The 13,678-nt window shown below is 57.6% G+C and carries 12 protein-coding genes; all 12 read right to left on the reverse strand.

Annotated elements, in window-relative coordinates; genetic code table 11:
• Positions 1-105 precede the first annotated feature (105 nt).
• Complete coding sequence (locus LHF31_RS03870) at positions 106-1,428, reverse strand: class II D-tagatose-bisphosphate aldolase, non-catalytic subunit (RefSeq protein ID WP_298010288.1); 1,323 nt, start codon at positions 1,426-1,428, stop codon at positions 106-108.
• On the reverse strand, positions 1,425-2,375 hold the full coding sequence (locus LHF31_RS03875) for a carbohydrate kinase family protein (RefSeq protein WP_298010285.1): 951 nt from the start codon (positions 2,373-2,375) through the stop codon (positions 1,425-1,427). Before LHF31_RS03875 ends, LHF31_RS03870 begins: the two co-directional genes overlap by 4 nt.
• Before the next feature lie 6 nt (positions 2,376-2,381).
• Complete coding sequence (locus LHF31_RS03880; protein ID WP_303773610.1) at positions 2,382-3,329, reverse strand: tagatose 1,6-diphosphate aldolase; 948 nt, start codon at positions 3,327-3,329, stop codon at positions 2,382-2,384.
• A 26-nt stretch (positions 3,330-3,355) separates the two neighbouring features.
• The gene (locus tag LHF31_RS03885) at positions 3,356-4,111 is read right to left on the reverse strand and encodes an endo alpha-1,4 polygalactosaminidase (RefSeq protein WP_298008416.1); all 756 of its coding nucleotides are present in this window, start codon (positions 4,109-4,111) and stop codon (positions 3,356-3,358) included.
• A 109-nt stretch (positions 4,112-4,220) separates the two neighbouring features.
• Positions 4,221-5,552, reverse strand: a complete 1,332-nt coding sequence (gene melA / locus LHF31_RS03890; RefSeq protein WP_298008425.1) for an alpha-galactosidase — start codon at positions 5,550-5,552, stop codon at positions 4,221-4,223.
• Positions 5,553-5,577: 25 nt separating this feature from the next.
• Complete coding sequence (locus tag LHF31_RS03895; protein ID WP_298008428.1) at positions 5,578-6,420, reverse strand: carbohydrate ABC transporter permease; 843 nt, start codon at positions 6,418-6,420, stop codon at positions 5,578-5,580.
• 13 nt (positions 6,421-6,433) lie between these two features.
• Positions 6,434-7,321: a carbohydrate ABC transporter permease gene (locus LHF31_RS03900; RefSeq protein ID WP_298008431.1), complete on the reverse strand. Its 888-nt coding sequence runs from the start codon at positions 7,319-7,321 to the stop codon at positions 6,434-6,436.
• Between the two features lie 71 nt (positions 7,322-7,392).
• Positions 7,393-8,673, reverse strand: a complete 1,281-nt coding sequence (locus LHF31_RS03905) for a sugar ABC transporter substrate-binding protein (RefSeq protein ID WP_298008434.1) — start codon at positions 8,671-8,673, stop codon at positions 7,393-7,395.
• A gap of 25 nt (positions 8,674-8,698) precedes the next feature.
• Positions 8,699-9,751, reverse strand: a complete 1,053-nt coding sequence (locus tag LHF31_RS03910) for an SIS domain-containing protein (protein WP_298008436.1) — start codon at positions 9,749-9,751, stop codon at positions 8,699-8,701.
• A gap of 1 nt (position 9,752) precedes the next feature.
• Positions 9,753-10,790, reverse strand: a complete 1,038-nt coding sequence (locus LHF31_RS03915) for an amidohydrolase family protein (protein ID WP_298008438.1) — start codon at positions 10,788-10,790, stop codon at positions 9,753-9,755.
• Between the two features lie 25 nt (positions 10,791-10,815).
• Positions 10,816-11,589 (reverse strand): DeoR/GlpR family DNA-binding transcription regulator, encoded by a 774-nt coding sequence (locus tag LHF31_RS03920; RefSeq protein ID WP_298008440.1) that lies wholly within the window; start codon positions 11,587-11,589, stop codon positions 10,816-10,818.
• A gap of 149 nt (positions 11,590-11,738) precedes the next feature.
• Complete coding sequence (metG, locus tag LHF31_RS03925) at positions 11,739-13,535, reverse strand: methionine--tRNA ligase (RefSeq protein ID WP_298008442.1); 1,797 nt, start codon at positions 13,533-13,535, stop codon at positions 11,739-11,741.
• Between the last annotated feature and the right edge of the window lie 143 nt (positions 13,536-13,678).

Below are 13,678 nucleotides of genomic sequence, written 5' to 3' on the forward strand. Positions count from 1 at the left end.
GGGAGAAGGGGAGACTGAAGGAAGTCACCCAGAGGTCAACAGCCAGTTGAACTTGAGAAAGTCTCTAAAATTTCTGACTGGTTCCCCTTCACCCCTTGCGGGGTTTCAGAGCGGGGATAGGGGCAACCTGTTCTGAAGCGTTCCGCAGGCAGAGGCGTAATCTTCCAGCGTTTCCAGAATGCGCGCCCGAATCAGGTCCTGCGGGTGGCTGAAGATTTCCCCTGCGCGCACCCTGCGGTAGATGGATGGCAGATACTGGCTGAGCAGACTCAACGGGGGCGGGTATGCTTTCAGGTTGGCGAGCAGTCTCTGCACGGCTTCCTGCACGGCGGTCTGGTGCCAGTAGTAGCGGATGCGGTCGCTGAAACTGTAGCGGCGCGCCAGGACCTGTTCGGCAGGAGTGCCGGGGTAGTACCCCTGCCAGTGACGCGGATCGTTTGTCATGACCTGCTCAAGGACTTCTGTCAGGTGGGAAAGGGGCACGCCTTTTGCGCTCAGCGTTTCCCGTTCGATGTGTTCCAGCGCAAACAGGGCTTCGCGGTAGGCAAAAGTCAACGCCGGACCCACTTTGAGGATGGCAAAGTGATCTTCCACCAGCGCACGCAAAGAAGTACGGGTTTGATAATCGGTGGAGTGGGCTTCGTACACCATGCCGGGCACAGTTTCGATGAAGGATTTCAGCGGAAAAGCCGCTTCCCGCCGGTAATCGTGGATGCTGGCAACGCCGAATTCCACCCCCGGTTGTACCACCAGGGCGATAACGCGCTCCCAGGCAGAGGTAAGCCCTGCCTGCGCAAATGCCCGGCGGAAAGCCTCCAGGGTGGACTGTGCTTCCTGTGGGGAGGTTACGCGTACTTCCTCTTCCTGCACCTGCGTCCCGCCCGGTGCGGGTACTTCGCTGCCGATGACATACACGGGCTTGACCGCCCCGGCGGCGGCTTCGGCGGCGGCGCACAACTGCGCCGCCCGCCGGGCAATGCGTTCCAGCGGAAGCGGTTGACTGAGATCATCATCGGCGCAGGGCATGGAAGCGTCCAGATGGATCTTGGTGTAGCCTGCACGCACATACGCCTGCACCATCTCCACGGCTTTTGCCATGGCTTTTTCGGCGGGGTGTTCCCGCCACGGGTACGGTCCCAGATGATCGCCGCCCAGGATGACCTGCGCAGGGGACATACCTTCCTGCGCCAGCAGATTTTGCAGGAAGGCAACAAAGATGGCGGGGGTCATTCCGCTGTAACCGCCTTCCGGGTTGACCTGGTTGCAGGTGGTTTCCACCAGCAGGGGTACGCCGGTCTGGCGGGCAAGGTGGCAGGCGGCGCTCAGCACAACAGGATGGGCGGAGCAGATGGACGGCATTCCCCGCGCCTCTCCCTGTTTCTGAGCGGCAACCATCTCTTGAAGTGGTGCGGGCGTGCTGAAGATCATGCCTTCCCTCTTTGAAGAACATCCAGCGCCTCAGCAAGGGTGGGCTGAGCCCCCGTTCCCCCTGCTGCGCGGGTGGACAGACTTCCGCAAATCACGCCCATGCGCAGGCAGTCTTCCAGAGTCCAGCCGTGCAGGTACCCGTACAGGAATCCCGCGTCGAAGGAATCGCCCGCGCCAACGGTATCCACCACATCCACAGATAGCGCAGGCACCAGCACCATCTGCTCATGTTGTACACCAGCGGCTCCCTGCGCCCCCCATTTCATCGCCAGGGTATGTACCTGTCTTCCCAGCGCCCGGGCGGCTTCTACAGGGTCGTTCATGCCGGTGAGCGAACAGGCTTCGGTTTGATTGGGCAGAAACACGTCTGTCCATGCCAGCAACTCGCGGATACCCTGCCAGGATTGTCCGGGGTCATAGTTGGGGTCGAGCGAGGTGGTCAGCCCGAAGCGGCGGGCGCGGCGGAAGAGGTCGGGCAAGCCCGATTGCAGAGCGGTTTGCAGAAAATACGAGGCAATGTGCAGATGACGTGCCTGCTGGAGCAGGTCATCGGTGACATCCCCGGCGGTAAGAGCGGCAATTAATCCAGGAAAGGTGAGGATGGCGCGGTCGTTCCCACGGTTGAGGATGACGCTCAAACCGGTTTTTCCGCCTTGCATCATCTTTACGGCGCGGGTGTCAATACCGTATGCCTGCATGGCTTCCAGCATGAAGCGCCCAAACAGGTCGTCCCCGCACTTGCCCACAAAGGCTACCCGCAAGCCAAGGCGCGCCGCGCCGCAGGCGAAGATGACCGATGAAGAGCCGATGGTCAGGTGGGCGGACTCCACGCACTTTTCCACCTGTCCAAACACCGGTTCCACATTGCCGGTGAGAATCAGGTCGGGGTTGATCTCACCGGCAACCAGAAGGTCAAATGGTCTGGAAGATGCAGTTCCGTCAAGCATAGGCTTTCAGTAGTGGCGGTACCAGTCGAACGGCGCGCTGGAAGTGTACACTTCGGTAAATGGTCGTGCCAGTGCCAGGCACAGGGCGGTCAGGCGTTCCAGACGCGGGCGAGCCGTATGGCGCAAAAAATCCAGTCGCGCGCTTCCCTCAAGAGGGACGGCTTCCTGCCAGACGGCTCGTCCTACGGCAATGCCACTGGCTCCGGCGCGGCAGGCAACCTCTACCTGTTGCAGGTAGGTTTCAAAAGACACAGCAGCGGAGAGCAAAATCCACGGCGCCTGGCTTGCCTCATGCAGTTCGGCGCAGGCATCGGCAAGGCGAGCCATGTCGGCGTCATCGGTTGCCTGAGGCAGTTCGGCTTTGAGTAAATCCACCCCGGAAATGGCGGTGAGGCGGCGCGCCGTCTCAATGACCACCCGGCGCTTTTCCTCGCCGGAAAGGCGCTCCCCCTTTAAGGGGTAGGACAGGGGTTCGAGCATCAGCGCCAGGTCAACCTGCTGACATTCGGCGGCAACCTGCGCAACAAAGTCCTCAATTTCCCCGGACGTGGGCGCATCCGGATGGTAGTACACCAGCAGTTTTACCATGCTGGCGCCCATGCGTTTGGCTTTTTCCACGCTCCAGCCGGGCAGAATTTGAGAACGGCGCGCATGGGGATCGCCGGTGTAGCCGGTGGCTTCCAGTGCCACCACCAGACCGCGATTTCCAGGCAGGGCGCCGCTGGCTATTGCCTGCGCCGCTGAGACTTCCGGGTCGAGCAGCACGCCGGTGGCATAGGGTGCCAGTTCGGTGGTCACATCCAGTTTGAAACGGCTCAGTTCGCCGTCATCCTGAAAGCGTGGGTTGGCGCGGCGCAGATTCTGGCGGTGATCCAGTGCCAGAAAGGTAAACGTGCCGCGTGCAGAGGCACAGGTTTGGAAAGAACGGAATTTGGCAATACTCAATGCTTTCATAAAAATCCTTTCCATGACGTGCAGGACTAAGGACAGAACTTTACCCAGGCATCCAGTTCCCGGTGCTTCAGAATGGTGCTGAAGCCCAGTTGTCTGGACTGGCGGCAGAAAGAATCAAAATCGCCGGGCAGGTCGGTGTACTCGGCTGCAAATACCGGTTTTCCCGCCTGAATATAGGGGAGCATGGTTTCGGCAATGCCGTAGTAAAAGTAATCCTCGGTGATGGCAAAATCAAAGGCGTTCACCAGATCCCCTACCATGTCGGCGGCGTTCTTCTGTCCAATGGCAAGCCCGCGTTTATGGGCTTCTTCGGCAAGCCACAGGGCAAACTTTAACTGATCGGCGTAAGTCAGCGGGAAACCGGTGTCGTTGGTGTATATTTCCATGTTATCGGGTTCGACCGCATCGAATCCTTTGGCTTTGCACAGATCCAGTCGGGCGCGCAAAATCGGCGCCAGTTTGTCCATCTGGCGAATGTCCAGCCATTTTTCACCCTGCCAGCCCTCGTAATCCTTCCCCAGTACTTCTGGAGGAAAGCGGTCTCTGTCGGGTCTCCAGTCTTCCCACGAGCCCACGCTGATGTAACAGATGACCTTCCGCCCTCTGGCGTGCAGTTCGTCAATGATGACTTGATCCACATACAGGTCAATGTCATACACATCGGCTTCGATGGTGGTATCAATGTCGTTATTCCCGATTTGCCACTGCCAGGTCAACCCTGCGGTGGGATGCCACCAGTCGGTAGAGGGAGCGCTGTTTTCGGATCGGGTAGAGGATGCCATGTCTGGTATCTCCGTTAAGTCAGGGCTGGCAGGATGGGGGAAAGCCAGCGCGCATCCAGCCAGAAGAAAGCAGAGGCTCAATCCCCATATGGCGGGGTGGAAGATGCCCTTACACACGATGAACTTTGAACTGCGGCAGGTAGTCCTTATGTACGGCAAACAGTTCATTGGTCATTGCGCGGATTTCCGCCAGAGAAAGCACCGATGCCGTCAGCGGGTCGTGACAGATAGCGCGGTACACCATGGTGGGATCCCCGGCGATGGACGCCTGAACTGCCATTTCTTCGATACCGCTGGAGAGTTGAGTAAGCAGGGCACATTCGGGCGGGAGCGCCCCCACGTGGATGGGATGGAAGCCGGCGCGATCCACATACACCGGCACTTCCACACAGGCGCCTTCGGGCAGGTTGGTGATGAGGTGGGTGTTACGCACATTGCCGTTGAACTTGAACGGCTCGCCGCCTTTCAGCGCGTTAATTATGTACGCCGCATATTCCTCGCCGCGTTTCAAATCTTCGGGGGTGAGCGGGGTTTCCAGACGCTGGCGCACCTGATCCTGCCAGGTGGCTTCGTTGCGCTGGTATTCTTTGAGGATGTAGGCATACTCGCCCGGGTTCCAGCCGGTGCCGTGCGTGCAGTACTTCTCGATCAGGTCGGGGCGTTTGCGGAACCACCAGTTGTATTCTGAGTTGTGTCCGCTGGATTCGGTCACGTAATAGCCCAGTGCCAGGAACATCTCGTTGCGCACAATTTCTTCGTTGTACACTTCGGGGCGTTCGGTCACGGCTTTACGGATGAGCGGATAGGCGTCCTGTCCGTTCCATTTAAACTCCAGATACCACGCCTGATGGTTGATGCCCGCGCACAGGTAATCAATTTCTTCGTAAGGGGCGCCAATCCAGCGCGCCAGCATCATGGCAGTGCCCTGCACCGAATGGCACAGGCCGGTGACGGTAATGAAAGACTGCTTTTGAATGGCAGAGACCAGCATTGCCATGGGGTTCGTGTAGTTGAGCAAGACGGCATTGGGGCAGTACTTTTCCATGTCGCGGACGATGTCCATCATCGGGTTGATGGTGCGCAGGAAGCGGAAAATGCCGCTGGGTCCGCGGGTATCGCCCACATTGATATCTACGCCGTATTTCTTGGGGATTTCAATATCGTGCCGCCAGACCTCGGTACTGCCTGCCAGGATGGTTGTCAGCACCACGTCGGCGCCTTTCAGGGCTTCGGCGCGGTCAAGGGTGGCAGAGACGGTGGCAGGGCGGTTGCCTGCGGCGATGAGTTTTTCCACCTGTCGCTTTGCCCATTCCAGCCGTTCGGGGTGAATGTCCATCAGGGCGATGTGGGCATCTTCCAGCAGGGGGAAGGTGAGGATGTCGCGCACCAGTTCACTGGTAAATCCCAGACTGCCTGCGCCAATAAAGGTGATCTTGGTCATAACCTCTCCTGTGATGAAAATGAATTTAGCGTTTGACGCCGGTCAGGGCAATGCCCTCGATGAAGAAGCGCTGTGCAAAGAAGAAGACGATGAGCAGAGGCAGGATGCTGATCAGCGCGCCTGCCATCAGCACGGTAAAGTTGCCGCCGCGGGTCATCTGAGTCTGGAACAACGCCAGCCCAACGGTCAGGGTGGTGTTGGGAGCAGCGGGCATGTACACCAGAGGTCTTAACAGATCGTTCCACGCCCCCTGAAAGGAAAAGATTGCCAGCGCCGCCAGGGCGGGTTTGGCAAGCGGCAGGTACACCTGCCAGTAGATTTGCGGCAGGGTGGCACCATCTACCCGCGCCGCATCCACCAGATCCCGTGGGATGGTGAGGAAGTACTGCCGTAAAAGGAAGGTACCGAAGGCACCTCCCCAGAAAGCAGGCAACCACAGCGGTACGCTGGTTCCTACCAGTCCCAGCCATGAGAAAATGATGAAGTTGGGAATCAGGGTGACATGAAACGGAATCAGCAGGGTGAGCAAAAGCAGGGTGAAAAGCACTTCCCTGCCTTTAAAGCGCACCACGGCAAAGCAAAATGCCGCCATAGAGCAGGTGAGCAGTTGCCCGATGGTGGTAAGGAGAGCAATCACTGTGCTGTTGAGGAACAACAGCGGGAAACTGATGTCGCGGTAAGCAAAGAGCGCCTGAAAATTTTTGAGGGTAAAGGTGGGCGGAATAAACGTTTTCGTGAACTGATCGGCGGGCAGTTTAAAGGACGTGGAGACCATCCACAGGAAGGGGGTGACCATACCTACCGCGCCGATGAGCAGAATGAGGTAGGTCAGGGCGTCTATCATTCGGGTTTGTGCGCGTTTTCCCATAAAGGTCTCCTCCCTACTCATACACCACAAAACGCTTTTCCAGCCACAGATACAGTCCCATCAAGACTGCCACAATGAGGGTCAGTTCGATGGCTTGGGCGCTGGCGCCGCCGTAATTGGAAAAATGCCAGGCATTGCGGTAGATGGAAAACACCACCACCGGCACAGAACTATCGCCCTGACCGCGGCGGGTGAGCATATAAATATAGTCGTACGCCTGAAAGGCGTTGATGGTCGAGATGAGGGTCTGAAAGAAAATACTTGGCGTGATCAACGGCAGGGTAATGCGAAAGAATTTTTGAATGCCCTTTGCGCCATCCATTTCGGCGGCTTCATAGTACTCTTTGGGGATGGCCGTCAGACCCGCCAGAAAGATGATCATACCCTCACCGATGGCACCCCAGATATTCACGATGGTGACCGAGTACAGCGCCATATCGGTGCATAACCAGCACACCGGTTGCAGTCCCATGCTTTCTAGAAGATAGTTGAGTATACCGGTATCCTTGCCGTAAATCATCTGCCAGACCAGTGCGGTGGCGACTGCCGAGGTTACCGCGGGCAAATAGTAAGCCGTGCGGAAAAAAGAAATGCCCTTCAGTCCACGGTTCATCAGCACTGCCACCAGCAGGGAGACGATCACCACTCCCGGAACGTACATGGCGGTAAACCGCACCGTGTTGATCAGCGCTGTAAGGTACTTGGGATCCTTGAACAGGGCTACGTAGTTGGCAAAGCCAGCCCATTGCGGTGGGGTGAGCAAATCCCAACGGGTAAAGGAGAGCGCAAGCGTTGCCAGCAGCGATCCAAAAGCGCTGAAAAAGAGCCCAAACAGTGTGGGGGTGAGCATTGCCCACAGCCAGAATTTTTCCCGACCCAGAGGTTTGAGACCGGCTTCCATAAAAGTTGCTCCAAGCCTGCCCCCCGCAGGCTCAGGTGCGCCAGTGCGGGGGGCAGGGAAACTGGAAAGGGTTACTTGTTCTTCGCCAGCACTTCGTCAGCCTGTTTGACGACTTCATCCAGCGTGGCGTCCAGGTCGGCTTCGCCGGTCCATACCACGCTCATCCCGTCGCCGATCACCGAGGACCATTCCTCGTAGCCCTTGAAGGATGGCTTCATGCGGGCGAACGCCAGCGAATCCAGGAAGACCTGATGGTTCACCTTAACTTCCTGCTCGAGGAAGGCGGGGCTTTCGGCAACCGATTTAAGCACCGGGCAGGCAAACCCCAGTTCCGCCAGGCGGGTCTGACCCTTCTCGCTCAACACAAACTTGATGAAGTTGAAACTTTCCTGCGGGTATTTGGTGGCTTTGGCAACCACAAATCCGGCGCTGTTGACGCTGGTGGCTTGTCCGGCAGGTCCGGCAGGCATGGGCGCCACATCCCACTTGAAGGACGCTTCCGCATATCCTGGAATTGCCCAGTGACCGATGGTGGTCATGGCGGCAACGCCAGCCAGGAAGGGATCACCGCCGTACTGCGCAGCCGTATTGGCATCGGGCCAGGAACCATCCACGAAAATCATGTCATGGAAGAGTTTCCAGGCTTTGCGGGCTTCCGGCGTGCCGATGAGGGTCCTGGTAGCGTCCGCATTGATTACATCACCGCCATATGCCCAGATGCCTTCGCTCCAGATCAATTCCATGTCCCACAGGTCGGCATAGAAGCCGTACTGATCCACTTTGCCATCGCCATTGGTGTCTCTGGTCAGTTTCCTGGCAATTTCGCGCAGGTCGTCATATGTCCAGCCCTGTTGTGGGTATGGGACGCCGGCGGCGTCGAACATATCCTTGTTGTAGAAGACCACGATGGTCTGAAAGTCACGCGGCAAGCCGAAGTAGCCTTCGGGGGTTTCGTAGGCTTTCAAGGTGACGGGATACAGCCCATCCAGCAAGCCGGGGTTGGCATCGAGGTAGGGTTTGAGGTTGAGCAGGACGCCGCGAGCCTGGTAATCCTTATAGAGCGGGGCGTCAATGGCAAAGATATCCGGCGGGGTATTGGCGGCAAGCAGGGTTTTCAGTTTCGTCCAGTACGAATCCCAGTCCGAAACTTCCACACTGACCTTAACATTGGCATTTTCCTTTTCGAAATCTGCCACGATTTGTTTCCACACTTCCAGTTCTGCCGGGTCTCCCCATGCCATGAATCGAATCTCCACGGGTCCTCCGGAGGCTGCCGGTTTTCCGCCTGCCTGGGCGCAGGCGGTCAGGGCAAGGATGAGGACCAGAATCAGGGAAAACAGGGTGCGCTTCATAATTACATACTCCTTTCTCGAAATGTTACAACTTGACCACGGTATCCAGATGCGTGGGACGATCTGGATTCAACCCTTTAGAAAGTGCCCGTTCGAAGGCAATGCGCTGACCAACGGGCAGGTAGAGAATGTTTCGAATTTCCTCCGCCAGCAAAGAAGGTAGCGTGAGGCGATGGGTGGGTGTTTTCGGGGAGAGAGGCGCATTGGCAAAAGATAAATCCACCACCCTGCCGCCCAGATCGAGCATATCTTCCAGTACCGCTCCTTCCATTTGCCCGTTGCGGCTGGAGCGTAAGCCAATGATGACGGCAGAGTCGGCAACCATGCTCTTGGGACCGTGGCGAAACTCAAGAAAATGGAAGGGTTCGCTGTGGCTCAGACTCATCTCTTTCATCTTCAGGCTCAGTTCACATGCCAGTCCATAGCGTATTCCCGAGCCCAGCCAGTAAAAGCGGTCAATAGTGGTATCCTGTCCCAGTTGACCTGCCAGCCCGGCGGCGCTTTCCAGAACCCGTGCGCCCGCTTCGGGCAGGTTGTTAAGAGCCTCGAAGAGGTGATTGTGCCCTGACCACAGGGTGGCCAGCGCCATGGTGCCGAGGTACAGGGTGGAGAAGGCGCGCGTCTGGGCTACCGATTGTTCCTGCCCGGATGGCAGGATGATATTCAAAGCGCCCATCTCTGCCAGCGGCATTTCGGGGTAGCAGGAGAGGGTAATCAGGTCGCCGCGTTGCTGTTCCAGGAAGGAGCGGCAGGCGTGCAGGGTTTCGCTGGTTTCCCCCGAACGGGATACCGCAATCAGCAGGGTTTTCCCCCGGGGATAAACCAACTCTGGATTTAACCACAGTTCTGAAGCGGGGAAAGCCCGCGCCAGTGCACCGGTCAATTCCTGTGTGAGCGCGGCGGCAGAGAGGGCAAGGTAGTAGGTGGAACCACAGCCGGTAAAGAGAATCTGTGTATACCCTTCGGGTTGAAAGTGCAGAATGTCCTGCCGGAGCGGTTTCAAGACCTCCAGCGTGCCTGCCCATGCCTGCGGTTGAGAGAGAATTTCCTGAAATGTAAACGTTCCCTGTTCCATCATGTCATCCCTGAATGCGAAGAATTCGCCGGGCATTGCCTGCGTACACCTTTTCCAGCACCTCATCGGGCAGGAAAATGCCGTAGATGTACCAGCGCCCCTGCCAGGGGATTTCGCCCGGATTGTAGTTAAAGTATTCATCATCGGTTTCGAGGAATCGGTAGTAAATGCGGTAGGTTTCCAGGTCAGGACCGACATCTGTGCCGAAGAGGATGCGATCGGCGTATTTCAGGAAGAAGCGCCGCGCCGTGTAGGGCTGCCGTCCCAGTTCTCCCAGTCGTGCGGCAATATCCACGTAAAAATTGGGGCAGTCGTCAAGCACCTTACCTACCCAGGCGAGGTTTTCGGCATAACATCCCACATGCGCTCCTATGAATGTCACCTGCGGGTGGCGTTTGACCAGCCGATGAAGCGCGTTGACAATATCGAGAAACGGGGGGAAGGGCGGGCTGGGGAATGACCAGTCCGGGTGTTTGCCCAGTTCTTCCCAGCGTTCGTTGGTTTCATCAATCGGGTCGAAGAAAGCCACCGGATCTGCCACGTGAATCAGCACCGGCATCCCCAGTTCTCCCGCTGTCTGCCATACAGGGTCCAGACGGGGATCGTCCACTGACACCCGCGCTCCGGTGTGGTCGCGCACATGCAAGCCAAAATTTTTCCAGATTTTCACCCCATCTGCGCCGCGTTCCTTTTGAATGCGCAGGCGCTGAGCCGCCCATTCCGGGAAGCGGTTGCCCAGATGTTCCCACTGGCTCCAGTCCACCCCGCCAAACACCGAAAAGCGGTCCGGGGCGCGGGCTTTGAAGAGATTCAGGTGCCGGTCGAGAATGTCTTCTCCCCAACCGCCATCCAGGTCCACGTAGTGAATCACGCCCGCGGCGTCCATGCGTTCCAGCAGGGCGCTGATGGGTTTCTCTTCCCAATCTCCGCCAAAGGGAGGCGCCAGATGGTTATGAGCATCAATGACCGGAAAGCGGGGGCTTTCCACTTGATGTTGTGGGGTGACCAGTTTGGGGCGAGGACGGTACTGTGAAAGAAGCATATGAACTCCAGATAATCAAAATCGCTCAGGCAAGGAGTACTTGAATACCCAGTTCTCTAAGGGCGGCGATAAAACTCTCGTCGGCTTCCCGGGTGGTGATGAAGGTGTGCATGCTGGTCAGGGGGGCGAGGAAGGCAGTGGAAACGCGGCAGGTTTTGGTATGGTCGGCAACCACGATTACCTCGCGCCCGATTTTGAGGATGGCGCGGTCGGTCATGGTTTCGGGCAGGTAGTCATTGGTCAAGCCATGTTCGAGATCCACTGCGCGCACGCCCAGAAAGACCCTGTCGGCGCGCACTTCACTGAGGGCTTGCTCGGTGATGTGTCCAATGAAGGACAGTTCGCTGTTGCGTAAAATCCCGCCCAGACAGACTACCTGAATGGTTTCCAGCCCCGCAAACAGGTTGATGACCGGCAGGGAATTGGTGATGATGGTCAGTCCCTTGCGGTCACGCAGGTTTTTTGCCACTTCCAGGACGGTTGTTCCTGAACCGAGAAACACCGTTTCGCCGTCCTGCACCAGTCCGGCGGCAAGTTTGCCAATGCGGGCTTTCTCGTCCGCCTGTTCCTGACTGCGTTCCAGTAAAGGCGGTTCCGGGGTGGCGTGTTGCAGGGGGATTGCGCCGCCATGCACGCGTTGAATCAAGCCCTGGGCGGCAAGCGCTTCCAGGTCGCGGCGGGCGGTGGCTTCGCTGATGGAAAATTCTTCGCAAATTTGCGCAATTTTCAAACGCTGCTGTCGCTGGAGCAGGGAGAGAATGGCTTGCTGACGTTCAATGTTGGAGAGGGAGGTTTCCATAAAATTCAATCACAAACAATCAAAATCAATCAATTTCTTTCAAACATTATGGAATATTTTGCGCGAAAATTCAAGCCCTTCAGGGGGTGATTTTAAAAAAAACGGCGGAGCCGTTGATGGACTCCGCCGGATCAATCCTTGCGGGTTGGTTATGATTTGCGCTGTGCGTGCAGACGGGCGCGTTCTTCCTCAACAATGCTGGCATCCAGTTTCTTGAAGAGCGGTTGCGGCGCCTGCAGGGGTTGCCCTGCCTGCAACTGGCTGGGCTCCCACCTGCCGGAAGCATCGTCGGGGTCGTAAAGCAACACGGTATGCTCGCCCAGGCTGTCCTGCACCGTTCGGGTGGCCTGTTTGCCGAACAGCGGCTTCTCATACCCGAAGTACTGATGCAGTTTCTCACTGCTGAAGGGCAGGAAAGGCGACAGCAGGATGGAAAGGCTGTCAATACAGCGCAGGGCGGTGTAGATAGCGCGCGCCGCCGCCTGCCGATCGGTCTTGATTTCCTTCCACGGCGCGGTCTGATCCAGATAGCGGTTGACCTCCGTTGCCAGCGCCATGGCAGTGCCCAGGGCATTGCGCAGATGCACGGCTTCCAGTTCCGCGCTCACGCTCTCAAAACCGGCTTCCACCCTGCGCAGTATGTCCTCATCCAGAGCGGTCAGAGGACCGGGGTCAGGCACCTTGCCCTCGAAGTGCTTGACAGCAAACGAGAGCACCCGGTTTGCCAGATTGCCCCATGTAGCCACCAGTTCATCGTTGTTGCGCTTGTAAAAATCTTCCCAGTCCCAGTCGGTATCGCGCATCTCCGGCATGTTGACGGTGAGGTAGTAGCGCAGAGGATCCGGATCGTAACGGGAGAGGAAATCGTGTCCCCACACCGCCCAGTTTCGGCTGCCGGAGATTTTATCGCCTTCCAGATTCATGAACTGGTTGGCGGGCACATCGTAGGGCAGGACCAGTTTCTGTCCTTTCTCTCCGGTGAAAATTTCCATGAAGGTTTCGCCCATTCCAAGCAGTTGTGCGGGCCACCAGGCGGCATGGAAGAAGATGTTGTCTTTCCCGATAAAGTAAATGGTGCGCGATTCGGGGTTGACCCACCAGTCTTTCCAGACATCGCCCAGTCCGTGCAGGTTTGCCCATTCCACGGGAGCAGAGAGGTAGCCGATGACCGCCTCGAACCACACGTAGAGGCATTTCCCTTCCCAGCCTTGCACCGGCACCGGAATGCCCCAGTCCAGATCGCGGGTGATGGGGCGGCTCTTCAGCCCCTCGCTTTCAATCTGCCCCAGCGTCTGGCGGCTGACGGTTTCCCGCCAGTAGTGCTGGCGTTCGCGCAGGAAACGGGCAACCTCCGGCTCCAGTTTGGAGAGGTCCAGGTAGTAATGCTCGGTTTCGCGCAGTTCCGGGGTGGAGCCGTCCACTTTGGAGCGCGGGTTGAGCAGTTTTTCCGGCTCCAGCACGTTTCCGCATTTATCGCACTGATCGCTGCGAGCGTGTTCATAGCCGCAAAGGTAGCAGGTGCCTTCGATATAACGGTCGGGCAGGAAACGGTTCAGTGCGGGTGAGTACCACTGCGGGCGGGTTTCGGTGTACAGGTAACCGTTCTTCAGCAGGGCAAGGAAGACGCTCTGTGCTACCTTGAAGTGATTTTCAGTGTGCGTGGTGGTAAAGAGGTCGTAGGTCAACCCGCATTTCTGGAATAAATCCAGGAAGGATTCGTGGAAGCGTTTATAAACTTCTTCGACGGGTTTCCCCTCGGCATCGGCGCGCAGGGTGACCGGAGTGCCGTGCGAGTCGGTGCCAGAGACCATCAGCACACGATTGCCTTTGAGGCGGTGGTAACGGGCGACGATATCCGCCGGCAGGTACGCGCCGGTGATGTTACCAACGTGAATTTCCGCGTTGGCATAGGGCCAGGCAACAGCAACCAGAACAGGAGTGGACATAAGGCAACCTCGACAAAGACGTAAATTTTTAGAAATGAAAACCCGGCGGGCACCGCCAGCCGGGCTGCAGGTTCGTTTCGAGGGCTACGCAGCCAGAACCGGCGGTGAGATTCGTCTCCCGCGCATCATCATGCCGCGCATGC

It is taken from the genome of Anaerolinea thermophila (assembly GCF_020723905.1).
GTDB classification, from domain to species: Bacteria; Chloroflexota; Anaerolineae; order Anaerolineales; family Anaerolineaceae; genus Anaerolinea; species Anaerolinea thermophila_A.

What these genes read in the sequence shown, in the direction of transcription:
- LHF31_RS03885 (WP_298008416.1), bottom strand. Translation starts at nt 4,111, where the DNA reads ATGGCATCCTCTACCCGATCCGAAAACAGCGCTCCCTCTACCGACTGG.
- LHF31_RS03915 (WP_298008438.1), bottom strand. Translation starts at nt 10,790, where the DNA reads ATGCTTCTTTCACAGTACCGTCCTCGCCCCAAACTGGTCACCCCACAA.
- LHF31_RS03870 (WP_298010288.1), bottom strand. Translation starts at nt 1,428, where the DNA reads ATGATCTTCAGCACGCCCGCACCACTTCAAGAGATGGTTGCCGCTCAG.
- LHF31_RS03880 (WP_303773610.1), bottom strand. Translation starts at nt 3,329, where the DNA reads ATGAAAGCATTGAGTATTGCCAAATTCCGTTCTTTCCAAACCTGTGCC.
- LHF31_RS03895 (WP_298008428.1), bottom strand. Translation starts at nt 6,420, where the DNA reads ATGGGAAAACGCGCACAAACCCGAATGATAGACGCCCTGACCTACCTC.
- LHF31_RS03905 (WP_298008434.1), bottom strand. Translation starts at nt 8,673, where the DNA reads ATGAAGCGCACCCTGTTTTCCCTGATTCTGGTCCTCATCCTTGCCCTG.
- LHF31_RS03900 (WP_298008431.1), bottom strand. Translation starts at nt 7,321, where the DNA reads ATGGAAGCCGGTCTCAAACCTCTGGGTCGGGAAAAATTCTGGCTGTGG.
- LHF31_RS03910 (WP_298008436.1), bottom strand. Translation starts at nt 9,751, where the DNA reads ATGATGGAACAGGGAACGTTTACATTTCAGGAAATTCTCTCTCAACCG.
- LHF31_RS03920 (WP_298008440.1), bottom strand. Translation starts at nt 11,589, where the DNA reads ATGGAAACCTCCCTCTCCAACATTGAACGTCAGCAAGCCATTCTCTCC.
- LHF31_RS03875 (WP_298010285.1), bottom strand. Translation starts at nt 2,375, where the DNA reads ATGCTTGACGGAACTGCATCTTCCAGACCATTTGACCTTCTGGTTGCC.
- melA (WP_298008425.1), bottom strand. Translation starts at nt 5,552, where the DNA reads ATGACCAAGATCACCTTTATTGGCGCAGGCAGTCTGGGATTTACCAGT.
- metG (WP_298008442.1), bottom strand. Translation starts at nt 13,535, where the DNA reads ATGTCCACTCCTGTTCTGGTTGCTGTTGCCTGGCCCTATGCCAACGCG.